This window comes from Subtercola sp. RTI3 (assembly GCF_035018625.1).
GTDB classification, from domain to species: domain Bacteria; phylum Actinomycetota; class Actinomycetes; order Actinomycetales; family Microbacteriaceae; genus Subtercola; species Subtercola vilae.
On the sequence record NZ_JASJXO010000026.1, the window covers coordinates 1 to 23654 of the forward strand.

Annotated in this window: 22 protein-coding genes, 1 tRNA gene and 1 pseudogene; 9 read left to right on the forward strand and 15 right to left on the reverse strand. The window is 64.2% G+C overall.

The window, feature by feature from the left end:
• The 3 genes and pseudogenes from QN358_RS10975 to QN358_RS10985 all read right to left on the reverse strand — a co-directional run.
• Window positions 1–404 (reverse strand): annotated as a pseudogene (locus tag QN358_RS10975) (catalase-peroxidase); the annotation flags it as partial.
• A gap of 118 nt (window positions 405–522) precedes the next feature.
• On the reverse strand, window positions 523–1035 hold the full coding sequence (locus QN358_RS10980) for a DUF2231 domain-containing protein (protein WP_323512380.1): 513 nt from the start codon (window positions 1033–1035) through the stop codon (window positions 523–525).
• Between the two features lie 317 nt (window positions 1036–1352).
• Window positions 1353–1619: a SecDF P1 head subdomain-containing protein gene (locus QN358_RS10985; RefSeq protein WP_323512381.1), complete on the reverse strand. Its 267-nt coding sequence runs from the start codon at window positions 1617–1619 to the stop codon at window positions 1353–1355.
• Between the two features lie 449 nt (window positions 1620–2068).
• Here QN358_RS10985 and QN358_RS10990 point away from each other — a divergent pair, with 449 nt between their 5' ends.
• Window positions 2069–3349, forward strand: a complete 1281-nt coding sequence (locus QN358_RS10990) for an IS256 family transposase (RefSeq protein WP_323512382.1) — start codon at window positions 2069–2071, stop codon at window positions 3347–3349.
• Window positions 3350–3476: 127 nt separating this feature from the next.
• Here the strand turns inward: QN358_RS10990 and QN358_RS10995 are convergent, their stop codons facing one another.
• Genes QN358_RS10995 through QN358_RS11005 form a run of 3 tightly spaced genes read right to left on the reverse strand, consistent with a single transcriptional unit; the run spans window position 3477 to window position 7740 of the window.
• The gene (locus tag QN358_RS10995; RefSeq protein WP_323512383.1) at window positions 3477–3794 is read right to left on the reverse strand and encodes a P-II family nitrogen regulator; all 318 of its coding nucleotides are present in this window, start codon (window positions 3792–3794) and stop codon (window positions 3477–3479) included.
• Window positions 3791–6226, reverse strand: a complete 2436-nt coding sequence (locus QN358_RS11000) for a DUF2309 domain-containing protein (RefSeq protein WP_323512384.1) — start codon at window positions 6224–6226, stop codon at window positions 3791–3793. The genes QN358_RS10995 and QN358_RS11000 overlap by 4 nt, the downstream gene beginning before the upstream one ends.
• Window positions 6223–7740 (reverse strand): proton-conducting transporter membrane subunit, encoded by a 1518-nt coding sequence (locus QN358_RS11005; RefSeq protein WP_323512385.1) that lies wholly within the window; start codon window positions 7738–7740, stop codon window positions 6223–6225. Before QN358_RS11005 ends, QN358_RS11000 begins: the two co-directional genes overlap by 4 nt.
• A 103-nt stretch (window positions 7741–7843) precedes the next feature.
• Between QN358_RS11005 and QN358_RS11010 the strand changes: the two genes are divergently transcribed.
• Window positions 7844–8125, forward strand: coding sequence for a winged helix-turn-helix domain-containing protein (locus QN358_RS11010; RefSeq protein WP_323512386.1), 282 nt, complete (start codon window positions 7844–7846; stop codon window positions 8123–8125).
• Window positions 8126–8974: 849 nt separating this feature from the next.
• On the opposite strand, the gene QN358_RS11015 is transcribed toward QN358_RS11010, so the two are convergent.
• Window positions 8975–9047 (reverse strand) — tRNA-Lys (locus QN358_RS11015).
• Between the two features lie 115 nt (window positions 9048–9162).
• Here QN358_RS11015 and QN358_RS11020 point away from each other — a divergent pair.
• The 4 genes from QN358_RS11020 to QN358_RS11035 all read left to right on the forward strand — a co-directional run bounded on the left by QN358_RS11020 (window position 9163) and on the right by QN358_RS11035 (window position 11940).
• Window positions 9163–9792: a DNA-directed RNA polymerase subunit beta gene (locus tag QN358_RS11020; protein WP_136641787.1), complete on the forward strand. Its 630-nt coding sequence runs from the start codon at window positions 9163–9165 to the stop codon at window positions 9790–9792.
• A gap of 178 nt (window positions 9793–9970) precedes the next feature.
• Window positions 9971–10381 carry a hypothetical protein gene (locus tag QN358_RS11025; protein ID WP_136641786.1) on the forward strand — a complete coding sequence of 137 codons (411 nt, stop codon included), beginning with the start codon at window positions 9971–9973 and terminating at the stop codon, window positions 10379–10381.
• Window positions 10382–10489: 108 nt separating this feature from the next.
• Window positions 10490–11083, forward strand: coding sequence for a sigma-70 family RNA polymerase sigma factor (locus QN358_RS11030; RefSeq protein ID WP_136641785.1), 594 nt, complete (start codon window positions 10490–10492; stop codon window positions 11081–11083).
• Window positions 11080–11940: an anti-sigma factor domain-containing protein gene (locus tag QN358_RS11035; protein ID WP_323512387.1), complete on the forward strand. Its 861-nt coding sequence runs from the start codon at window positions 11080–11082 to the stop codon at window positions 11938–11940. Before QN358_RS11030 ends, QN358_RS11035 begins: the two co-directional genes overlap by 4 nt.
• 121 nt (window positions 11941–12061) lie before the next feature.
• On the opposite strand, the gene pstB is transcribed toward QN358_RS11035, so the two are convergent.
• The 8 genes from pstB to QN358_RS11075 form a co-directional block, all read right to left on the reverse strand.
• Window positions 12062–12841 (reverse strand): phosphate ABC transporter ATP-binding protein PstB, encoded by a 780-nt coding sequence (gene pstB / locus QN358_RS11040; RefSeq protein ID WP_136641783.1) that lies wholly within the window; start codon window positions 12839–12841, stop codon window positions 12062–12064.
• Between the two features lie 61 nt (window positions 12842–12902).
• The gene (pstA, locus tag QN358_RS11045; RefSeq protein ID WP_136641782.1) at window positions 12903–14003 is read right to left on the reverse strand and encodes a phosphate ABC transporter permease PstA; all 1101 of its coding nucleotides are present in this window, start codon (window positions 14001–14003) and stop codon (window positions 12903–12905) included.
• Complete coding sequence (gene pstC, locus QN358_RS11050) at window positions 14000–15067, reverse strand: phosphate ABC transporter permease subunit PstC (RefSeq protein ID WP_237280323.1); 1068 nt, start codon at window positions 15065–15067, stop codon at window positions 14000–14002. Before pstC ends, pstA begins: the two co-directional genes overlap by 4 nt.
• Window positions 15068–15273: 206 nt before the next feature.
• Window positions 15274–16398: a phosphate ABC transporter substrate-binding protein PstS gene (locus QN358_RS11055; RefSeq protein WP_323512388.1), complete on the reverse strand. Its 1125-nt coding sequence runs from the start codon at window positions 16396–16398 to the stop codon at window positions 15274–15276.
• A 132-nt stretch (window positions 16399–16530) separates the two neighbouring features.
• A complete protein-coding gene (locus QN358_RS11060) occupies window positions 16531–17463 on the reverse strand; it encodes an NUDIX hydrolase (RefSeq protein ID WP_323512389.1) in 933 nt (310 codons plus the stop codon).
• Window positions 17460–19640, reverse strand: coding sequence for an RNA degradosome polyphosphate kinase (locus tag QN358_RS11065; protein WP_323512390.1), 2181 nt, complete (start codon window positions 19638–19640; stop codon window positions 17460–17462). Before QN358_RS11065 ends, QN358_RS11060 begins: the two co-directional genes overlap by 4 nt.
• Before the next feature lie 65 nt (window positions 19641–19705).
• Entirely contained in the window at window positions 19706–20635 is a 930-nt protein-coding gene (gene mshD / locus QN358_RS11070) for a mycothiol synthase (RefSeq protein ID WP_323512391.1), read from the reverse strand.
• On the reverse strand, window positions 20604–21296 hold the full coding sequence (locus QN358_RS11075) for a response regulator transcription factor (RefSeq protein ID WP_136641777.1): 693 nt from the start codon (window positions 21294–21296) through the stop codon (window positions 20604–20606). Before QN358_RS11075 ends, mshD begins: the two co-directional genes overlap by 32 nt.
• Before the next feature lie 77 nt (window positions 21297–21373).
• Here QN358_RS11075 and QN358_RS11080 point away from each other — a divergent pair, with 77 nt between their 5' ends.
• The 3 genes from QN358_RS11080 to QN358_RS11090 all read left to right on the forward strand — a co-directional run bounded on the left by QN358_RS11080 (window position 21374) and on the right by QN358_RS11090 (window position 23589).
• Entirely contained in the window at window positions 21374–21640 is a 267-nt protein-coding gene (locus tag QN358_RS11080; protein WP_323512392.1) for a hypothetical protein, read from the forward strand.
• A gap of 151 nt (window positions 21641–21791) precedes the next feature.
• Window positions 21792–22388, forward strand: a complete 597-nt coding sequence (locus tag QN358_RS11085; protein WP_136641875.1) for an FABP family protein — start codon at window positions 21792–21794, stop codon at window positions 22386–22388.
• The gene (locus tag QN358_RS11090; RefSeq protein ID WP_323512393.1) at window positions 22357–23589 is read left to right on the forward strand and encodes a folate-binding protein; all 1233 of its coding nucleotides are present in this window, start codon (window positions 22357–22359) and stop codon (window positions 23587–23589) included. Before QN358_RS11085 ends, QN358_RS11090 begins: the two co-directional genes overlap by 32 nt.
• Window positions 23590–23654 lie beyond the last annotated feature (65 nt).

Sequence of the window (23654 nt, forward strand, 5' to 3'; positions counted from 1 at the left end):
CAGCTCCCGATCGGTGCGAACCGCTGCATCGCAGTGCCCGCTCCGCCACGGCCGTCGGCAATGCGGTACGTGCCGGCAGCATGCCACGCCATTCGGATCATCTGTGGGCCGTAGTTGCCGTAGTCCGCCGGCCACCAGTCGACCGATGTGGTGAGCAGACGCTTGATGTCCGCCTTGAGCGCCTCGAGGTCGATCGTGGCGAAGGCAGCCGCATAGTCAAAGTCCGCGCCGAGCGGGTCTGCGTCGACGCCGTTCCGATGGAGGAGTTCGACCCGCAGCCGCTGCGGGTACCAACTGTCAAGGCTCGGCGACTGACCGAAGGCACCGCCGAGGTGGTCACCACCGGCCGGCAGCGCGCCAGCCATGTGGAAGCTGCATGTGTTGGTCTGGTCGTCCGTGCTCATTGATGCTCCTTGCGTGCTCGAGTTAGGTGGAAAGCGACGTTGTCGGGATCAATATCTGAAGATTCGGAGTGTGGTTCGTCTGGCCACTTCGCGATCGTAAATTATGGATCCGTGTTGATTACTGTGAGGCCATGTCCTCGGACCAAACAGCTGTCGAACCGGTGTGGCCGATGAGTACTGCTTGAACGGTTGTTCCCCCTGCGATGATAACTGCGAGAACCAGCAGTGTGACGGGGATCCATTTCCGGGCGCGCTTGACCTCTGGTGTCGTCGCGGCATCGGTGGTCACGGAGGCTCGGGTGCGTCGTTCTCGCAGGTTGAACCAGAGGAGCGCAGCTGCGACAACGACGAGGCCGATGACCCAGGGCAGAAACCCGTCGGCGAGTTCGGAGTGCGCCTCGATGAGGTCGTTCGACCCGACACGGGCTTCCAGCTTCTCACCCGATTCCTTCGAAATCGGCACCAGAACGAGCGCCACCAGAGAGGTGGCGAGCGTGAGGTAGCCGGACCACCTGCGAGACCGCGGCCAGGCGGCCGTCAGGATGACAAGCACAGCAGCCAGAGGCACGATGACCTCGGTTGCATGAACGATGAACGGGTGAAGTGGGAGACCGAAAAACGTGTCGAACACTGTGCTCCTTGTACTGAAGAGGAATTTGGGCGGGTGCGTAGTGTTCTTTTAACGCGAATGCCGCACCGAGTTTCCGGTGTCAACGTTATGCCGGGTTTAGGGTCACCGCCACGGAGGATAGCCTGTGCTTGCCTACACCCAGGCACCCAGGCAGGCACAGGCGTGGCGAGGTGAATGGGTTCCTGATTGCCGCGCCGACTCCGCGGAATGCACCCGCAGCGTACTCGGGGAGATTCCGGCTATCCCGGTAGACGTCCCGCCTAGGGTCTCTGGCGTGCCGAGACCTGACCTTGGCTGACAGGGTCCACCACGCAGGGTTAGTGCTTGAGAATCAAGTCGACGATCGCCTGTGCATCGGTATCAGGTGAGACGGCGATCCTAGTCTCTCGGCCTTCGATCGGGGCGAGGACAACAGGCGCAGCAATAACTTCACCGCTGGCCCTGATGATGAGTCGCGCCGTTTTTCCGGCCTGAACGGCTTGCTGGGTCACAGACTTCATCACCGTCGATCCGTCATCTGTGAAAGTGACATGCACAGTGCTTTGTCCGTTGCTAGCAACGACTGCTGCGTCTTGAACAGCCACTTCTTCGAGGGCCGAAGGCAGCTTTACGCTCTCGCCGTTGACCAGAACGCACTATGAGCTCGAACCGGCGACGCACGTCTCCGACACTGCCACCTCGACCGACGGCCCACCGGTGGATTTCCCATCGGTAGAACCCCCGCCGGAGCACGCAGCCAGCATGAATACGGCAAGAACGACTACCGGCAAACCGGCTACACGAATGTTCCCAATTACCCCCACGACGATCAACCTCTGCGTCAACCAGCTGGACCCCGGTCTACTCCCTGGATTAGTTTCGGTCAAACAATGAACAAAATCCGGGTAACAGAAAGGTGGCTCTGCCCGGCTGATCAAGACACCGAACACCGACACGTAGCTGCACCGCCCCAAGCCCTGCCGGCGGGACTGTGCTGAATTTGGTGTTTCTGGCCTAACGCGCCGGGTGTGAGCCTAGCGGGAAGGGTGCCGTGATGACGACACTTGATGTTGTGAAGAGAAATAAGCCGGAGCCCTCTGCGGAGGAGACTGCTGCGAAGGAGCTGGTCCGGATGGCGGCCGAGCAGGGCTTGTCCCTGACGGGCCCGGATGGGCTGTTGAAACAGTTCACGAAAACGGTCCTGGAGACCGCGTTGAACGAGGAAATGACCGAACACCTCGGTCATGAGAAGCACCGCGCCGCTCCTCACAGGGATGCCTCGAACGTGCGCAACGGGTCCCGGCCGAAAACGGTGTTGACCGAAGCGACCGGGCATGTACAGATCGAGGTTCCCAGGGACCGGGACGGCACGTTCGAACCACAGATCGTGAAGAAGCATCAACGCCGCCTGGGCGGGGTTGATGAGATGGTCCTGTCGTTATATGCCCACGGTTTGACGACGGGTGAGATCAGTGCGCACTTCGCCCAGATCTATGGGGCGCAGGTGTCCAAGGAAACCATCTCCAGGATCACTGAGAAGGTGTCCGAGGAGATGGCGTCGTGGTCCAGCCGGCCCTTGGACGCGGTATACGCGGCGATCTTCATCGACGCGATCGTCGTGAAGATCCGTGACGGCCAGGTCGCGAACCGTCCGATTTATGCGGCGATCGGGGTGACGTTAGAGGGAGAGAAAGACGTCCTGGGCCTGTGGGCTGGGACCGGTGGCGAGGGGGCGAAGTTCTGGATGAGTGTCCTCACCGACATCAAGAACCGTGGCGTCACCGATACGTTCTTCCTCGTCTGCGACGGGCTGAAGGGCCTGCCAGAGGTCGTGGGCAACGTGTGGCCATTGGCGACGGTTCAGTCCTGCATCATTCACCTGATCAGGAATACGTTCAAGCTCGCGTCGAAGAAGGACTGGGATGCGCTGAAGAAAGATGTCCGCCCGATCTATACCGCCTCGAGCCCAGCCGCAGCTCGTGCCGCGTTAGAGGAACTGACCGAGAAATGGGGCAAGAAATATGGTGCGATTATCCGGTTATGGGAGTCCGCGTGGGAAGAATTCGCACCATTCCTCGATTACGACGTCGAGGTCAGAACCGTGATCTGTTCAACGAACGCGATCGAATCGCTGAACGCCCGCTACCGCAGGGCCGTCCGGGCTCGAGGTCATTTCCCGACCGAGGCCGCGGCGCTGAAATGCCTGTATCTCGTGACCCGGTTGCTTGACCCGACCGGGGTTGGCAGGACACGCTGGACAGTGCGATGGAAACCCGCACTCAACGCGTTCGCGATCACCTTCGCCGACCGCTGGCCAGCAGCAGAAAACTACTAACCAAAAATGCTGGAAACACCGAAAACGTTACAGACCCGTTCGGCGAACGCTGGAGCGGCGAGGTTCTCTTTGCCGTGCATCGTTGCGAACACGATTGTGTTCCCGGTATAAGGGGAGGGTGTTTTTGTCATTGGAAGTATTCGGGTCTGCTCACATAGGTCTCGGCGACGAACATCACCCCGCTCGAGGCGTTGAGCAGTTCGCGCACGGCGTCGATGAGGTCACCCGCTTTGCCGTCGGGCATCACGGTGATGAGCATCGTCAGCGTGTCGTACTCGTTGAAGAGCAGCGACCCAGAGTGTTGTCCGTGGTGGCCGATTCCGGACACGCCGGTGACTGAGGTGTATCCGGTGGCTCCGGCGGAGCTGATGAGTTCGCGTATCGCCGGGGCATCCCGGGCGGGCACGATGATTTCGAGTCGGGTCATGCGGGTGAGGTTGTTCATGCCGGGGTCTCCTGGTTCTGGCGGGCGGTGGGGGTGATCGTGGGCGACCAGCCGTAACTGGTATAGCGGTGCCATGGGTGGTGGATGTTGTCGCGAGCGGTGAGGGTGATCCATTCGTTGTCGAGGAGGTTGCGCAACACCTGGTTGGCGGAGATTATGTGGCCGATCCGATCGAGGGCGGCTTCGATCACCACGGTGAGACGCATCGGTTCGTGGAGCAGTTCATTGCCGAAACCGACCGACTGCCACGGGAGTCCGCGTCGGAGGTCGCCGCGGTGTCCGGCCAGTACCCCGAGGGTGCCGACCGCGTTGTGGATCGTCTTTGTCCCGGCCCCTAGGGTGCCTGGGTTGAGTGTTGAGAAGTAGTACTGGTGGTTGATCCATTGGGCGACGATGAGTGGCGCGGTCATGATCGTCTCCAGTGCCGAGCCGTCGGGGTCGAGTTCGGGTCGATAGGAATGCAGGAACACGCGACGGCCGAGATCGACGCCGCGGGTCAGCTCCCGCGGACCAATGATCATTGCGGCGTTTCCCGCGAGGCCGAGCTCCGGGTACACCTCGGCCCAGTCGTCAGCCCGCTGCCGCATCTGTACCACCGCACGTCGCGAACGTGCCCCCGGTAGGGTGCGGGCACGTTCGGTGACGAGGCGGGTGCCGGCCTCGGCCTGCAACTCCTCGAATTCATTAACCTGCTTGAGGTGCGATTGGGGGATGCTGTGGCGATCGAGAACAGTGACTGTGTCGCGCACCGTATCGTGCTCTGCTGCGACAAACACGGTGTCGTCGGGGATCCGAAGGCCATTCCCGGCTAGAGCCCCCCGCACTTCTGGGTCGTTGAACAGTTCCGCCGCTGCACGAGCGTTGACTTCACCCGGGTTGCCTCCGCAGGCGCCGCAGTCCAATGCTGACTGGTACAGGTTGTTGGTGGAGTGCGAGCCGTGGCCGGTGAGCACGACGAGTGGGGCTGGCCGGGTCAGTCCCATGACTCGCATCGCTGTCGCGGCCATGGACACACGTTCGTCGAGCGTGAAGCTCTCGTCTGTTGTCAGCCGGGCGGGCAGGTCGCCGGGTCGCGATGAGAGGGCGCGCTCGAGGCGGGCGTGTGTGGAGGGTGCGAGCGTGCGCAGTGCGGTCAACACGCCGGAGAACCAGCCTGCTGTCTCGGCGAACGCGAACGGGCTGAGGGTAGCGGCGTCCGCGGTGTGCAGCGCGTGGTCGAACGCTCCGCGCTGGCGCGCGGAGGCGACGGTGCGCTCGGCGGCGTGGGTGTCGAGGGGATGCTCGGTGACGCGGTGCCGGGGCGTGAGCAGTGCTGGCATGGCGTTGATTGCGCCTTGCGCGGCGTAGCGTGAGAACCGGATCGGTATGCCGAAGAACCCAGCGAATCCCAGTGTCTCAACTCCTCGATAGCGTTCCAGGTGCCGTCTCAAGCCTTCTGATCGCGGGTCGATGCACAGTACTACTTGCACGTCGGGGCGCTCGGTCGGCTCATCGATGGAGCGCAGCTTCCCCACCAGTTCGGTGCGATAGACGTCCTCATACGCGGCCTGCCAGGTGAGTAGGTGCTCAGCCGGCGGATGCTCGGCGAGCACCCGTGCGACGGCCGCGACAACCTTCGGCCCCGCGGCTCCCCGGGTAACGGAGACCGCGATGCGGCCCGCCCGCTCCCACGTCGTGTCAACGGGTGCCGGTGCTGCAGACACCGGGGTCACCAGAATTCCCTCGAGCGTAGCTGTGAGAGTGAGTCGCACGGCGAGGTAGTTCGTGAGATCGATGTCGCCCACCTTCTCGGCCCGCCATTTGATGTGGGCAACCCACCCCGGCAGTGGGGCTAGCTGGGCGCGGAGGTAGTCGTTCAGCTCGCTCGGTGCGACACCTGAGACCGCTTGCTGGAGCGCGGCATCTGCATCCTCGGGCGCAGCCGCGATCCGGCGACGCGACGGCCGGGGCAGGGCGAGGTCGACCGTGGCGAGCCGACGCCATGCGGCGTAGAAGCCTTTCTCGCGATGGGGCATGGCCCAGAGTGCGTCGGGGTTCAGGTAGGCGGCGATCCACGTGGACAGGGAGCGGTCGAGTGCGGTGTCATCGGCGGGTGTGGTCTTGGCCGCGCTATCGGGCCACTTGATCATGTCGAGGGCTGCGATGGTGGATGCCGGCAGCGCCGTCCCACTAACCGATACCGTCTGCGCGAGCGCGGGAACCCTGGCGACAAGGGCCCGCTCAAGCGCTTCGACGGGGATTCGGCCGCGATGAAAATCGGTGACGTAGTCGGCGGTCGATCGGGTGATCGCCACATCGGGATCGACACCTGACCCGAACGGACGGTTCTCGGCCCCTGCGAGGGGGTTTACGGCGATGAACGAGTCGAGCGGCCACGATGGAACGATGTCATGGGCGGCAGCGGCGACGTGGGCGCGGAGAATGAGACTCATCGAGGGAGACCTTTCGCGAGGGATGGCGTGACTGTCGTGGCGGTGAGTGCCAGGGCGTAGACCCGATCGCGCAACCGCGATGTTGTCCGGGTGCGGGTGAGCAGATCGAGGGTGAGGAGCGCAGCGAATGGCATCGCGACGAGCCAGGCCGGTGCCGGTGCTGATGCGGGAACGGGGTCGAGCGCCGCGGAGAAAGCGCTGAGGAACGCGATGTAGGCGAGGATCAGCACGAGTATCCCGGTGACGCTGATCAGTAGCGTGCTGACGGTGAACCGGCCGAGCAGAGTCGAGGCCAGGGTAATGACTCCGGTGGCTGCGACGAACGCCAGCAGGGCTAGGTTCGCTGGCGCGATCGGGCCGGTGAGTAGCAGCTCGGCGACGATGAGGCCGGAGACCGGAACCACGATCGCGATGAGCGGGACGAGCAACCGCCGCACACCCGTTAACGGTTCCGCTGCCGGCCGGTCACGCTCGGTAACGAACCGGCTCACGCCCATGCCCGCACCGAGGAACAGGGACGACTTGAACAGTGAGTGCGCGATGAGGTGGAAGATCGCGGCGGCGTAGGCACCAAGTCCGCAGGCCATGATCATGAAACCCATCTGCGCCATCGTCGAGTAGACAAGCCGGCCCTTCACATCGGGTCGCACGAGTCGGACCGCGGATGCCCATACCAGGGTCGCACCGCCGAGGAGCACAATCGTGGTCATGAGCCATGCGTGCACCGAGATCACGGGGGAGAAGCGCATAAGCAGGATGGCCCCGGCGTTCACGACGCCTGCGTGCATGAGCGCGGACACTGGGGTCGGCGCGGCGAGAGTAAAGGGCAGCCAGCCGTGGAAGGGGAGCTGGCTGGAGCGGGCAAGCGACGCGATCACGAGCAGGGCCGCCACGGCCAGACTCAGCGGCTCCCCTAGGGAGGCTGCGATCGGCCCGAGCTCCCGCAGTGGCCGATCGCCGCCGCCCGCGACGATGAGGACCCCGACACCCACGAGCAGGCCCGCATCCGCGAGAGCGAATCGAACGGCCGTGCGCCGGATCCCCTCGCGCGCCTGAGGAAGATCGGGGTAGGTCGCCAGCGCTGCGATGAGGGCCGCCCCGGCGGACACCCATGCGAGGGCGAAAACGAGAACGGATGCCGCACACACGAGCAGCACAGTCGCCGCCGTCAGGGCAGTCGCCACCACAACGAACCAGCCCTGGCGTCGATCACCTCGGAGGTAGCGCACCGCGAACGACTGGATCAGGGCGCTCAGGCCGAGGACGAGCGCTGAAAGCAGCACTGAGAGCGGGTCGAGCTGCACGCTTGACCGACCAAGCTCAAGGGTCACCGAGCCAGTGGCCAGTGTCAGCACGGCGGAGGCGACGGCGATCGCGAAGTTCGCACCCGTCATCCCGGCGGCGATGCGGGCCGCGATGTGAGACGAGGACCGACGCCAGCACAGGGCTACAGCGATTGCGGTGGTCGAACACGCCACGATGATCATCAATGCCAGCACGACTTCACCCATCATACGTCCTCCATACCAAGAAATATATTACATGAAATGTATAGCACATGATGGAAGTCGCGTAAAAGATCAGGGGCATCCGGGATCATGGGTGCACAATTAGAAAATGGCGCACTGGACCTTTCTCACGAATCATGCTCACGTTCTGTTGTGCGTCGCCGAGAACCCGAACGTGCGGTTGCGGGACGTTGCCACCCTCGTGGGCGTGACCGAACGTGCAGCCCAGCGCATCATTGCCGAACTCGAAGAAGCCGGCTATCTGGAGCGCGAACGTGACGGCCGGCGCAATGTCTACCGACTCAAGCCCGACATGCCCTTACGGCATCCCCTTGATCGCGACCACCAGATCGGTGAGCTGCTGGCTACGTTTACCAACGACCGCCGGTAAGCCGACCGGAACCACCCGGTCGGATCTCAGATCTACTAGCCAGCGTCTGACCGCCGGCAACAGTTCATGGGCGAGAGGGCGCCGTCATCCACGTACCGGCGTGATTGTCGGCGATCGACATTCGCGTCGATGTCTTACGAAGAGCGAGGCAAGATCCACTCGCCTGTCGCGCTGCTCACAAACATAAGGCAATGGGTGGCGTGGGCTCGTCTGGGAAGTCGTCCACGGCGAGCCATCCCAGTGGATAGCTCTGCTTACCAGCATGCCCGCACCTGGCCCTGTCCCCGAGGACAAATCCCGTTGTCCATCCGGGTTGAGTCCCGTTTTGCGACTCCGGCGCACCATCAGTGGTGCTGACACCGTTCAAGACATCAACAACGCATCCCGTCGACCCACCGTGGAAATCTGCACTAGATGCAAGAACCCTGCGTCTGCACGGAATTACCGCGACAACCATCAGTCCGGGCCTTCGGACGAACTCCAGAAAAGGTCATTTGGTTTGGGATTCCCGTGTTCTGGCCGGCATCCGAGAGTTCTTGCATCTAATGCAACTCCCGCTCGTTTTGCGCCGATAATGAATATTTCGTCAAGTAACCCTAGGATCCAACTCGGCGTAACCGGGTCAACTGTTCTCTATGGCGCGCATAGCGTTTCGACCCAGAGCGAGAAGCCTGAAGGCGTGGGCCAGCGGCGCCCCCGAGCTTTGCTGCCGCTGTCGGCGGCTGGCTCAACGTGACCCGAAAGCAGAACGCTCTGGTTCGTATCTTTCAGTTGTATACAGACTGTGGTCGAATAACATCGAGTTTGAATCAACTTCACAAAAAACTGCCACTGACCAGCCATTTGGGGTGGGCCCCGTCGGGCTCGAACCGACGACCCACGGATTAAAAGTCCGATGCTCTACCAACTGAGCTAGAGGCCCTTGTGAACTAACCTACCGGTTTATTCGCCGAGGCCGAAATTGCGGCTCACGGCTGACGCACCTTTTTATGTCGTACCTTTGTGGAGGAAAAACCACGAGAACAGGAGCAGCCCGGGTGAGCGACGATTTTCACAAGCCGACACTGTTCGCCAGCTCGACGTTCGAGGCGTTCAAGGGCGGCGAAGACCCGGCGCACATCAGCCGGTTGGCGCACGACACCGCTGCAGCGCTGCTGAGCCGGGTACGCGAAGACCGAGATCCCGAGGTCATCGACCGGCTCATCGCGTACACCGACGTCAACGGTATCGATGCCATCGCCGAGCTCTGGTCACGGGCATCCGCTCGCAGTCTGCCGGGTGCCCTCTGGCGCATCTACCTGCTGCGCGCGCTGACGCGGCAAGACCCTGAGCAGTCGAGTTTCGTCTTTCAGCGGGGGGCCGACATGTCGTCGACCATCGACCCGGTGGTTGCGGGCGCGTCGACGCCCACCGGGCCCGAAGAGATCACCGAGCTGGCCGACCAGATTCTGCGCGGGCTGTTCGAGGGTGACTTCGCCGTTGCGCTCGATCGGGCGGCCGCGTTCTGTCGCCTGATGTCGGCGGGATGCGCGAGCCTGGCCGATGACGCCGAGGTGGTTTCGCCGGCGAGAGCGAGCGAACTGACCACCCGTGCGCTGCGGTTCCACTCCATTGCAGCCGAACTGACGGCGTGCGCAACCCTCTGGCGACGTCAGAGCCTCGATTGAACGACCGGGCCGATCGTTTGATAAACTGTGATGGTCGGGCCGTGGTAACCCCGGGCTCCAAATTTAGCCGCTCCGAGCGGCCTCGCGCCGAGAGGCGTTTCCACGGCCCGACATCTCTTATGGCACGAGCTGCGTACACGGAGCCCGTCGCGTACGCACCGCATGGGCGTGTGGCCGCATGAGACCGTTCCGGTTTGCAGCCGTGCTCTGGACCGTGGTGGCCCTCGGCCTGAACGCGTACATCCATTTCACGCTCGCCCCCTCCGTCGAGACGTTTCCGGGTTCTGCGCTGCCCAGCAGTGGCATAAACCTCGGCACCCTCTACTACGTCGAGGCCGGCGTCAATGCGCTCGCCGCGGTTCTGGTGCTCATCCGCCCGCGTGTCTGGAGTTCGCTCTTCGCCGTGCTGGTCGCCCTGACTGGCCTGGCGACCCTCGTCGTCTCGGTGTGGATGCCCATCCACCTGCCGCTCGGCCTCCCAGGAGTGCCCATGGGCTCGTGGACGACGGAGAAAGCCATCTCGGCCGGCGCCCAGGCTTTTGTCGTGGTCAGCGGCATGATTGTCGCCGCTACGACCCGCCGGCGATAGCCGAAAACGCCGTTCACGGCGCCTCGGGCAATCCGTTTGAGCCGGTGCGCCGAATATCCGTTGTCACCCAAGACACTGATGACCAACCGAGGGAGGGCAAGACCTGCGATGCTTAAGCTTGTGACCCATCAAAGCGAACGTGATGACCCTCTGCAGGAGTCGAGTCTTGACTCTCTGCTGCAGCGCATCGCCACCTCAGATCAGCGGGCATTCTCCGAGTTGTACGACAGGGTCGCCCCTCGAGTGCTCGGTCTGATCAAACGCCTGCTCGTCGACCACGCGCAATCTGAAGAGGTGGCGCAAGAGGTCTTCCTCGAGATTTGGAAGACCGCAGCGAAGTTCGACACCAACAAAGGCGCCGCGATGTCGTGGATCCTCACGATGTCTCACCGCCGAGCCGTCGACCGGGTGCGTGCCTCGCAGTCGGGCCACGACCGCGACATCAAGATCGGCATCCGCGACCTGCCGCAAGAGTATGACCACGTCGCCGAGAGCGTCGAGATTCGCATCGAACACGAGAGGGTGAAGAAGGCGATGGGCCAACTGACCGAGCTTCAACGCCAGGCCGTCTCGCTCGCGTACTACGGCGGGTACAGCCACAGCGAGGTGGCAGAAATGCTTCACGTGCCCATTGGCACGGTGAAAACACGATTACGCGATGGAATGATTCGCCTGAGAGATGAAATGGGGGTTACCTCATGACGAAAGATGTTGACTACCTCTCGTCTGGTGCCTACGCCCTGAATGCGCTGACCCCCGACGAGGCTCGTGCGTTCGAACAGGCGATGCGTGAGTCGCCCGACCTCGCAACCGAGAGCGACGATCTGCTCGAGACGGCCGTGCTTCTGGCACTGGCGGCTACGCCGGTCGAACCGAGCGCAGGCTTGAAGTCGTCGATCATGGCGAAGCTGGCAGAGACGGCTCAGGATGCCCCGCTCACCGCGAGCCTGCATTCAGTGTCGAACGCGGCCGCCGTGCCCCTGGCCGAAGGCCTTCGAGCTGCCCAGCCCGAATCCGCCCCGGCGTCGCCCGACGCTGCCCAGCCCGAACCCCTCACCGCCGCTACAGCAAAGGCCCACTCGCGGTGGTTCAGCCGCCCGGTCGGAGCCCTCGTGGCAGCCGCAGCCGCTGTCGCCCTGTTCGTCGGTGGTGGCGTGGTCGGGTCTGCGTTCATGCAGAACACCTCGTCGACGTCGCAGCAGGCAGCAGCCAGCTCGCTGGCCGAGATCTACGCGGCCTCTGATGTCGAGAGCACGCACAGCACCGTGAATGGCGGTGGTGAGGCCACCGTTCTCTGGTCGAGCAAGCTCGGCAAGTCGGCGGTCGTCGCAACCGGGCTGCCGTCGCTGCCGTCGAACAAGACGTACGAGGCCTGGTACATCAACGGGTCGAACGTGAGCCCGGCTGGTACCTTCACGCCGGGTGGCGACACCACCACCTGGCACGTTCTGACGGGCACCATGACCGCGGGCGACACCGTGGGTGTCACCGTCGAGCCGGCCGGTGGCTCGCAGAAGCCCACGACGAATCCCATCCTGGCGGTTCCGAGCGTCATCTGATCCACCTGCAATACAGCAACCTGAAACACAGCAGCACCTGAAACACAGCCACAGCAGAGAAATGCCCCGCCGGTCATCCGGCGGGGCATTTCTCGTGGTGCAGAGCGAGTACGGCGAGCAGCTACCCGAAGCGACCCGACACGTAGTCTTCGGTCTCTTTCATCGAGGGGCTGCCGAAGATGGTGGTGGTGTCGTTGTACTCGATGAGCTTGCCGGGCTTGCCCGTGCCCGCGATGTTGAAGAACGCCGTCTTGTCTGAGACGCGACTGGCCTGCTGCATGTTGTGCGTCACAATGACGATCGTGTACTGCTCTTTGAGCTCGGTGATGAGGTCTTCGATGGCGAGCGTCGAGATGGGGTCGAGCGCCGAGCACGGCTCATCCATCAGCAGCACGTCGGGCTCGACGGTGATGGCGCGTGCGATGCACAGACGCTGCTGCTGGCCGCCGGAGAGGCCGCCGCCGGGCAGGCTCAGCCGGTCTTTGACCTCGTTCCAGAGGTTGGCGCCGCGCAGGCCCTTCTCAACGAGCTCGTCACCGTCGCCCTTGCTGAGACGCTTGTTGTTGAGCTTCAGGCCGGCCAGAACGTTGTCGCGAATCGACATGGTCGGAAACGGGTTTGCGCGCTGGAAGACCATACCCACCTGGCGACGAACCATCACGGGGTCGACCCCGGAGTCGTAGAGGTTGTTGCCGTCGATGAGCACCTCGCCTTTGACGTGTGCGCCAGGAATCACCTCGTGCATGCGGTTCAGCGTGCGAAGGAAGGTCGACTTGCCGCAGCCCGACGGCCCGATGAACGCCGTGACCGTGCGCGGTTCGATGGTGATCGTGACGCCTTCGACGGCAAGAAAGTCGGTGTAGTAGACGTTGAGGTCGTTGACTTCGATTCGCTTTGACACGGGGTTCCTAACAAGTGTTCGGGTGAGAGCAGAAGAACGGCGGACGAGTGGGGGAGGGGCGTTAGCGCGAGCCCTTGGGGGCGAAGATGCGCGCAATCAGACGGGCGATCAGGTTCAGAATCACCACGAGAATGACGAGCAGCAGCGCGGCACCCCACGCCGAGCTGTTCGATGCGGCGATGTCTTTGCCGGGGAAGGCAAAGCCGGTATAGGCCAGCACGGGCAGTGTCTGCATGGGGCCGTCGAACGGATTGGCGTTGAAGTTGTCGGTGAAGCTCGCGGCCAGGAAGATGGGCGCGGTCTCACCGATGACGCGGGCCACCGCGAGCATGATGCCCGTGATGAGGCCGGCGATGGCGGTGGGCAGCACGATCTTCACGATTGTTGCGAACTTCGACACACCGAGGGCGTACGACGCCTCCCGCAAGTCGCCGGGCACGAGGCGCAGCATCTCCTCGCAGGCACGTACGACGGTGGGAATCATCAGAACAGACAGGGCCACCGAAGCAGAGAACCCGCTGAAGGCTTTCGGGCCCACGATGATCGAGAACAGCGAGAACGCGAACAGGCCGGCGACGATCGACGGGATGCCTGTCATCACATCGACCAGAAACGTCACCGTTCGGGCGAGCCACTGTTTCGGCAGCGCGTATTCCACCAGGTAGATCGAGGTGAACAGCCCGATGGGTATCGAGATGAGAGCCGCAATGCCGGTGATGATCAGCGTGCCGACGATGGCCTGCAGCGCGCCGGGCGTCTGCGTCACCTCGAGGGTGTTGGGGTCGAAGGTCGAGGCACCGGTCTGGGTGATGAAACTCCAGCTCAGTTCGCTGGCACCCTTGGCGACAACCGTGGCGAGCGTTGAGATGAGGGGGATGAGCGCCAGCAGAAAGGCAACGGTGACCAGGCCGCGAACGATACGGTCAGTGGCCTTTCGACGGTTCTCTACGACGACCGAGAGAAGCCCGAGGGCGATGAGGTAGACCACGGCGGTGAGCACGAGCCAGCCCACCACGTTGAAGCCGATGAGCAGAAGCAGCAGCGCGCTGACAACTGCGGCACCGATGATCACGTACAGTTCGGCGAAGCGCGGCAGCTGGCCGGTGGTCAGCGAGTTGCCGACCGGCCCGGTGGGCTTCACGCGCGGGCTGAGGGCGGTCAATATCTCGCTCCTTCGATGTCTTCTTCAGGGGTGGGGCCTTCGTCGTCGGCAATGCCGGCGCTGCTGCGACCCGATACCACGTCGAGTGCGGTGGCCGAAGCGAAGTCACCGGCGGGAACGCGGCTGAGTGGCCCGGGGCTCTTGGGCGAGACCTTCGACTTCGTGCGCTTGCCTTTGCGGCCGCCGACAATGACACGGGCGATCGAGTTCACGGCGAGCGAGATGACGAACAGCATCAGGCCCGTACCGATGAGCGCGTCGCGCTGCAGCGTGGTGGCGATAGGAAAGTTGAGGGCGATGTTCGCCGCGATGGTCTGCGAGTTCTTACCCTCGGTGATGAGGTTCACCGACACGAGGATGGCCGGCGAGATGATGAGCGCAATGGCCATCGTCTCACCCAGCGCCCGGCCGAGGCCGAGCAGTGTGGCGCTCACGATTCCCGACTTGGCGTACGGGAACACAGCCATGCGAATCATTTCCCAGCGCGTCGCGCCGAGGGCGAGGGCCGCCTCTTCGTGCAGGCGCGGGGTCTGCAGGAAGATCTCGCGGGAGATCGAGGTGATGATGGGCAGAATCATCACGGCCAGCACGAGGGCGCCAGCGAGAATCGTGGAGCCTGTGGTTGACACGGGGCCGCCGAACAGCGGGATCCAGCCCAGGTTCGCGGCCAGCCAGTCTGACAGTGGGAGCAGGAACGGGCGGATGACGATGATGCCCCAGAGACCGAACACGATCGAGGGTACGGCGGCCAGCAGGTCTACGAGGTAGCCCAGAATGCTGGCGAGGCGACGCGGCGCGTAGTGCGAGATGAACAGGGCGATGCCGATGCCGATCGGTGCACCGAACAGCAGCGCGATGGCAGCCGACCAGAGTGTGCCCCAGATGAGCGGGCCGACATAGGCCCAGAAGTTGGGAAAGCCCGCGGTGGGGCCGGTGTTGAGCTGACTCTCGGTCGACCAGTCGGCCGTGATGGCGGGAATGGCCGAGATGATCAGAAAGAGCGCAACGCCCGCGAGGATGATCATGATGAGCATCGCAGAGCCCGTGCTCAACGATTTGAAGATGAAATCGCCTGGGCGAGCCCGGGTCGATCGCCGGGGGAGGGTCGCGTCTTCGCGCGATCCCTTCCCGGCGCCGGTCGTGCCCGGCGTCTGGCCTGACCCGCCCGCCGAACTCGGGGTTGCAGATCGAACTGTTGTTTTGTCGCTCACAGCGTTCTTTCTCGAGAGTTCAGCAGGCAGATCAAACAGAAACCGGATGTTTCAAACTACTACTTGACGGAGGCGAGGGCCGTCTGAACCTTGGTCAGCATCTCATCCGGGATGGGAGCCGAGCCGGCGTTCTTCGCGGCGACCTGCTGGCCGACCGACGAGGCTACGAAGCCGATGAACGACTTGGTGAGCGTGGCCTGGGCGGCGGTCTTGAACGTGGTGCAGACGATCTGGTACGAGATCAGCGGGATCGGGTACACCGTGGTGCCGGTCAGCTTCGAGTAGTCGAACTTCTGCGACAGATCGCCGGTAGCGGTGGGTACCGTGGTGGCGGCTGCGGCGAACGCTGCGGTTGCGCCCTCCTGCGAGAAGGCGACCTTGTTGACAGTTGCCGCAGTGGCGGTGCCGATCGCGCTGTGGTCGGCGTAACCGATGGTGCCGGAGCCCGCGGTGACGGCCTGAACGACGCCAGAGCCACCCTTCTGCGACGAGACGTTGCCCTTGATGGGCCACGCGTTGCTGGCCGGGTTGGTCCAGATGGTCGGCGACGCAGCGCTGAGGAAGTTCGTGAAGTTCTGCGTGGTGCCAGAACCGTCTGAACGAGCGACCGTGGTGATGGCCGTTGCAGGCAGCGTCACGCCGGGGTTGTCGGCGACGATGGCCGGGTCGTTCCACGTGGTGATGGCGAGCGAGAAGATCTTGGCGATCGTGTCGGTCGACAGGTTCAGCGTGGTGACGCCCGGGAGGTTGTAGATGAGTGCGACGCCGTCGAGGTAGACGGGCAGGTTGAGCGCGCCGCCGGTGCCGCAGATGGCCTGCGAGCTGGTCTGCTGGTCGGCCTTGAGAGGCGCGTCGGAGCCAGCGAAGTCGTAGCTGCCGGCGAGCCAGTTGGTGACGCCACCGCCCGAGCCCTGCGACTTGTCGTAGTTCACGGTGACGCCCGCGACCTGAGCCTTGTACGCCGTGATCCAGGCGTTCTCGGCGTTGGCCTGGGCGCTGGATCCGCCCGCAGTGATGGTACCGGTGAGTGATGCGTCGAGCGGAGCCGAGGTGACGGCTGCGCTCGCGGCGCCGGTTGAAGCTGAGGTGCTCGAGCCGCTGGTGCTGCTACTGCTGCAGGCGGAGAGCGCGATGGCTACCGTTACGAAAACGGCTCCGGTCGCAGCCACATTTTTGAACTTCACTGTGTTCCCTTCAATTCGAGGCCGGTGCAGGCCCTCACTGAAGATATGCACGGCGCCTGACCACGCTCCCCCTGAGAGGTGAACAGAAGGTTAACGACGGTCGACGAATCGGGGTTTCAGCCGAACCCGATGTCAGACGGATTGCGGAACGTGCGTCTCGATCGCAATGATGCCGGAGCCGGGCCGATCGTGCGAGAGGTGCAGCACCGAGAAGCCCGCCACCGGCAGATCTCCAGCGCGGCTGAGCGAGGGCTGCCGAGAACCGCCCGCGGCGAGACCGATCTCCCGAACGATCTCGGGCAGCACAGGCCCGTGTGAGCACAGGATGCTCGACCGCAGCTTGCGCACCCGCTTCGCCACCACGTGCCGCACGTCGCTCGTGCCGTCTTCGAAGGCGTCTTGGCTGATGCGATCGGTTGCCCGTACGCGAATGGATGTGGCTTCGGCGAACGGTGCCACGGTCTCGAGGCAGCGGCGGGCGGTGCTCGACACGATGACCTCGGCGCCGAATGCGCGGAGCGAGGGCACGATCACGTTCGCGTCGTTGCGCCCGCGGTGGGTGAGCGTTCGCAGGGCATCCGGGCCGTCGAATTCAGTGCCGGGGATGGTTTTGGCGTGCCGCAGCGCGATCAGGGCGAAGGTGCGGGAGACGCCCTGGTCGACGAGCAGCTGGAAGCGTTCGAGCACTTCGACGTCGCGTTCGTACGTGAGTGACTTCTTGGCTCGGCGTAGCGACATCCATTCGCACCCTGCCACCTCTTCACCCGGTTCGAAGGTCGACGACGACAGCGCTGCGGTGGTGACCTCGGCGGCCCAGTAGTACACGACCTTGTCGCGATTGTTGGGCATGGTGTAGCTCGTCAACCCAAGAGGTACCCCGAGGTCGATTGCGAGGCCGGTCTCTTCGAGCGTCTCGCGCACGGCCGTCTCCGGCAGCGTCTCGCCCGGCTCGACCTTGCCCTTGGGCAGAGAGATGTCGGCCCGTTGCTCCCGGTGAATGACGAGAACGCGCACCTTGTCGCCGTCGAGGCGCCAGCACACCGCGCCGGCGGCGTAGACGGTCACCGTGCAATGCCCGTTCGTTTGCGGCGCGAGGTGAGATACATGAGGCGGTCTTGCAGATCGATGAGCGTTTCGCCGGCATCGTTGGTGGTGTGCCTGGCCCACTCGCCTTCGCCGTCGAGCCACCAGGCGGTGACGGTGTCAGACATGGCCAACTCGAACATCGACGCGATCTCTTTGAGGTGATCGGGAGCTGTGAGGCGAACCAGCGCCTCGACCCGGCGGTCGAGGTTGCGGTGCATCATGTCTGAGCTGCCGATGAACACCTGCGGGTCGCCGTTGTTCACGAACGAGAAGATACGCGAGTGTTCGAGGTAGCGACCGAGAATCGAACGCACCCGAATAGTTTCGCTGAGCCCGGGCACACCCGGTTTGATGGCGCAGATGCCGCGCACCCACACATCGATGGGCACGCCGGCCTGGCTCGCGCGGTAGAGACCGTCGATGATGGCCTCGTCGACGATGGAGTTCAGCTTGATGCTGATGCCAGAGGGCAAGCCGACTGACGCGTTCGTGGCCTCCTGCGCTATGCGTTTGAGCAGCCCTTTTCGAAGATGCAGCGGCGCCACCAGCAGTCGCTTGAACTTCTTCTCGATGGCGTACCCCGAGAGCTCGTTGAACAGCCTGGTGAGGTCTTTGCCCACCTGGTCGTCTGCAGTGAACAACCCGAAGTCTTCGTAGACTCGCGAGGTCTTCGGGTTGTAGTTGCCGGTGCCGATGTGGCTGTAATGCCTGAGGTGGCCTTTTTCGCGGCGCACCACGAGGGCCAGCTTGCAGTGCGTCTTCAGGCCCACGAGGCCGTACACCACGTGCACGCCGGCCTTCTCGAGCTTGCGTGCCCACGAGATGTTCGCCTGCTCGTCGAAGCGCGCTTTGATCTCGACGAGAGCGAGCACTTGCTTGCCCGCCTCGGCCGCGTCGATCAGGGCCTCGACGATGGGGCTGTCACCGCTGGTGCGGTAGAGCGTCTGCTTGATGGCCAGCACGTCGGGGTCGGCCGCGGCCTGCTCGAGAAACGCCTGCACGCTGGTGGCGAACGACTCGTAGGGGTGGTGCACCAGGATGTCTTGTCGCGCGATGGCCTTGAAGATGTCGGGGCGCGCGTTCGGCTCGGGCGGCAGCAGGTGCACGTTCGTGGTGGGCACGTGCTTGGGGTACTTCAGGTCTGGCCGGTCGATCTTGCCGAGCTCGAACAGGCCGCCGAGGTCGAGCGGGCCGGGCAGACGGTAGACCTCCTGCTCGGTGACGTCGAGCTCCCGAACGATGAGGCCGAGGGTCACGTCATCCATGTCTTCGGTGATCTCGAGCCGGATGGGCGGGCCGAAGCGGCGCTTCAGAAGCTCTTTCTCGAGCGCCTGAATCAGGTTCTCGGTGTCGTCTTCTTCGATTTCGACGTCTTCGTTGCGGGTGACCCTGAACACGTGGTGCTCGAGCACCTCCATGCCGGGAAACAGGTGGCCGAGGTGATTGGCCATCAGGTCTTCGAGACTGATGAAGCGCACGTCTCTGGTGCGTTCACGCGGGTCGACCCGCACGAAGCGGGGCAGCACCTGCGGCACCTTGAGGCGGGCGAATTCCTGGCGGTCTGATTTCGGGTTGCGCACGCGTACCGAGAGATTCAGCGACAGCCCGGAGATATAAGGGAATGGATGCGCGGGGTCGACGGCCAGAGGCATCAAGACCGGGAAGATCTCTTCGCTGAACACCTCGGTGAGGCGGTCTTTCTCGTTCTGTTCGAGCGACTGCCATTCGACGATGTGGATGCCCGCGCCATCGAGCGCCGGCTTCACCAGGTTCTGGTACGCCGCCGCGTGTCTGGCCTGCAGTTCGTGCACGGCGAGCGAGATGTCGTCGAGCACCTCCTGCGGCCCGCGCCCCACGTTGGTGGGCACGGCCAGCCCGGTCACGATACGGCGCTTCAGACCGGCGACCCGCACCATGAAGAACTCGTCGAGGTTGCTGGCGAAGATGGCCAGGAAGTTCGCCCGCTCGATGACCGGCAGCGAGGCGTCTTCGGCGAGCTCGAGCACGCGGCGGTTGAAGGCCAGCCAGCTCAGCTCGCGGTCGAGGTAGCGGCCTTCGGGCAACGCCGGGTCGTTGGGGTCTTCTACCATCTCGAAATCGTCGTCGAGATAGTCGGAGCCCACGCCCGCGTCGAGGGTGATGTTGTCGCCGTCCATCCCATCATCATGTCACCCCCGGGTGATCTCCGAGAGTAAACGGGAGGTGAACGAGGGGGAGGCGGCTAACGCCTGCGGTACTGCACGTCGATCGTGTGGTCGGTGAACCCCAGCGAGCGGTAGAGAGGTACGGCCGGGGTGTTGTCTTCTTCTACATAGAGGGCTGCGGTGCGGCAGCCGCGGCCGAGTAGATGGGAGAGCCCACGCAGCATCAGTTCACGCCCGAGACCCTGCCCCGAGTGGCTGGCATCCACGCCGATGACGTAGATCTCGCCGACGGTGTCGCCGGGTTCGACCTTCAGCCAGTTGTACCCGATCATCTCGCCGTCGGGCGAGCGCGCGACGAGAAAGTCGTTCGCATCGAACCAGTCGTCTGCCATGCGGGCGTGCAGGTCGTCGACGGTGAGTCTGCCCTGTTCCGGATGCCCGTGGAACACCCGCGCGTTCAACTCGACCCACGCTTCATCGTCCTGCCCCGGCACGAACGCTTCGACGCGGGTCACGCCGGTCGTCGGCGGCATTTCGGCAGTCAACGGCATGCGCAACTGCAGCAGGGTACGTACCGGTTCGAAGTCGTGCCGTGCGGCGAGGGCGCGGGCGCCCGGGTGGTCGCCGTGGGCCCAGGCCAGGGTGGGCGCGGGATGAGCTGCGACGAACGGTTCGAGCAGTCGAACCAGCAGCGGTCCGGTGCGGCTGGTGAGCATGTGCGCCGTGAGTGCTTCACCGTGGCCGCGCCGCCGGGCATCCGGAGCGATGACCAGCTCGAGAGTGTCGTCGGTGACAGCCGCGGCACCGACCAGGCTGTCGCTGTCGAGGCGGTCGCCCTCGAAAGCCAGAACCACGAAGTTCGTTCCGGCGCGGGCGTCGGCGAGGGTCTGGTCGTTGAACGGCGGCTGGCCGTCTGACAGGGCGGCGCGCGAGAGCAGAGCGGTCAGCGCGGCAACGTGCGCCGCGCCTTCCGGGTCAAACTCCGCGAGCCCCAGCGAGGCGGTCATTCTCGTCTTCGAAGAAGTTGAACCGGTAGCCGACGTTTCGCACGGTGCCGATGAGCGACTCGAGGTCACCGAGTTTCGCTCGCAGGCGCCTCACGTGCACGTCGACCGTGCGGGTGCCACCGAAGTAGTCGTAGCCCCACACTTCGCTGAGCAGTTGCTCGCGGGTGAAGACGCGTGAGGGGTTGAGGGCGAAGAAGCGCAGCAGTTCGAACTCTTTGAACGTGAGGTCGAGCGGGCGGCCGTGCACCCGGGCCGAATAGCTCGCTTCGTCGATGACCACGCCAGAGGCCTGGATCTTCGACGACGACTGCTCTTGAACCTGACGGCCGATGGCGAGACGGATGCGTGTGTCGACTTCGGCGGGCCCGGCGCTCTCGAGCACCACATCGGCCGCGCCCCACTCGGCGCTGACGGCGGTGAGCCCGCCCTCGGTGAGGATGAGCACAATGGGCACGCCGATACCCGTGGTCTTCAGAATCTTGCAGAGCGAACGAGCGCTGGCGAGGTCGCGCCGCGCGTCGATGAAGATGAGATCGCAGTTGGGGGTGTTCACCAGCTGTGATGCCTCTGCGGGAATCTGACGGGTGCGGTGACTCAACAGAGAGAGCGCAGGAAGTACCTCTTTGTCGACCGCAGAGGTCAGGATCAACAACTGCGCCACAGAGATCCTCCAGAAGTTACCTTCCACAATCCTAGCGGTTTGACCTCGGTACTCGCCGCATCGGGCAGAATGGGCAGGTGAACATGCTGCTGCTGAAGACGGTCGTGCCCATCTGGCTGCTCACTGCGGTGGGAGCTGTTCTCATCGCCGTTGCGTCGGCGCCCAGCGAGTACCTGCTCTACCTGCCGGTGGCGCTCGGTTCGGCCACCGTCGTCACGCTCATCGCGCAGCTGGCGTTGACACGGCCGGAGGGCTTCGTCGATCGGGTCGCAGCGAGCATCGCCGGCTCCTTCGTCATACTCGCTGTGACGACGCTCGTGCTTGTGCCCTTCACATTCGCCTAGAATTGACGCATGTCATACGTGCCTCTTGAACTCTTCTACCTCGGGCTCCTCGGTCTTGCGGGGGTCGGCATCGCCTTCACGTCGATTGTGGTCATCCTGAGGCTGTTCCGCGGCCAGCGCTAACCGCTGCTGCAACCGACATCTCCTCGTGGTGATTGAAATCCCCTCTGGGCTGCCGCCCGAGATCGTTCCACTTTCCTGGCTCCTCGGCGTGTGGGAGGGAACCGGTGTCATCGACTACACCGTCGGCGACGAGAAGAAGACGTATGAGTTCGGCCAGCGTGTGAGTTTCAGCCACGACGGTCTGCCCTACCTGAACTACAGCTCGTACAGCTGGCTGCTCGACGAGAAGACCACGCCGCTGGTCACCGAGATGGGCTACTGGCGGCTCAGCCGCCCCGCAGTCGACGGCGACCCAGGCCCTGGCATGCTGCCCGGTGCCGACCCGCGGCCGTACGCCAGCACCGAGGCTGTCGAGGGTCTTCGCAATGCCGGCGACGGCTTCGACATCGAGGTCTCGCTGCTGCACCCGGGCGGCGTCGACGAGCTCTACATCGGCCAGGTGAAGGCCGCCCGCATCGACCTCGCCACCGACGCCGTGATGCGCTCGCACTCGGCGAAGGAATATTCTGCGGCCACTCGCATTTATGGCTTAGTGGCGGGGCACCTGCTCTGGGCGTGGGACATCGCGGCGCTCGGCCAAGACCTGCGCACCCATGCGTCGGCACGGCTCGCCAAAACAGACTGAGAAGGTTCTCGTGACCGCATCCCCATTCCTCGCCCTGCCCGGCGCTGTCAACGGCAGCGGTGACACCCTCGGGGTCGCGGCGCACTACGGCAACCCGCTGCGTGAACAGCGTCTTCTCGTCGGCGGAGCGGTGGTCGATCTCTCGCACCGCGGGGTCATCTCGGTGACCGGCCCCGACCGGCTGAGCTGGCTCGACTCCGTCACCAGCCAGAGCCTGAAGCAGCTGGCCGCGGGCTCGTCGGCCGAGACTCTTCTGCTCGACCCGAGTGGGCGCGTCGAACACGCCATCCGCGTCTTCGACGACGGCGTCACCGCGTGGCTGCTCGTCGACGGCGGCGAGGTCGAGGCGCTGACCGCGTGGTTGTTGCGGATGCGCTTCATGCTGCGGGTCGAGATCGCCGACCGGTCGGTCGAGTTGGCCACGGTGGGCTGGATGCCGGGCTCCGACGAGCAGGGTGCGCCGGGCGCCGGGGTCGAGGCCGGAATCGAAGAGTTCGCCGCCGCGGAGAACGGCGTTGCCGTGACGTGGGCCGACCCGTGGGCCGAAGTCGTCGCCGGGGGGCACCAGTACGCAGAGATCGACGAGCATCCGGGAGCCGAATGGCGCTGGCGAGAGACTCTGGTACCGCGAGACTCACTCGGCGCGCTCGCCGATGCAGTTCGCCGCGGCGAACTGCAGGTCGCCGGCGCGCTGGCCGCCGAAGCGCTGCGCATCGCTGCCTGGCGGCCGCGGCTCAGCACAGAGGCCGATGAGAAGCTGATTCCGCACGAGGTCGACTGGATCCGCTCGGCGGTGCACCTGAACAAGGGCTGTTACCGCGGGCAAGAGACTGTGGCGAAGGTGCACAATCTCGGGCATCCGCCGCGCCGGCTGGTCATGCTGCACCTCGACGGGTCTGACGCTGTGCTGCCCGCGCCCGGCGACGAGGTGCTGGTGCCTGCGTCGGCGACGGTGCTCGCGACGACACCGGATGCCCCCGACACCGTGGTGGGTCTCATCACGTCGAGCGCACTGCACTTCGAGCTCGGCCCCATCGCCCTCGCGCTGGTCAAGCGCACTACCCCCGTCGAGGCCGTTCTCGCGGTGTCGAGCGAGTCGATCAGGGTGGCGGCGAACCAGGAGATCATCGTTCCGCCCGAGGCCGGTGCTGCCGTGGGGCGCATTCCGCGGCTGCCCCGGCTCGGAGCCCAGCGCCGCTGAGCACGCCGCAGGCGAGGGGCCTCGACGTGTGCTGTCCATGCCCGTCTGAGAGCACTTTGCGTCTT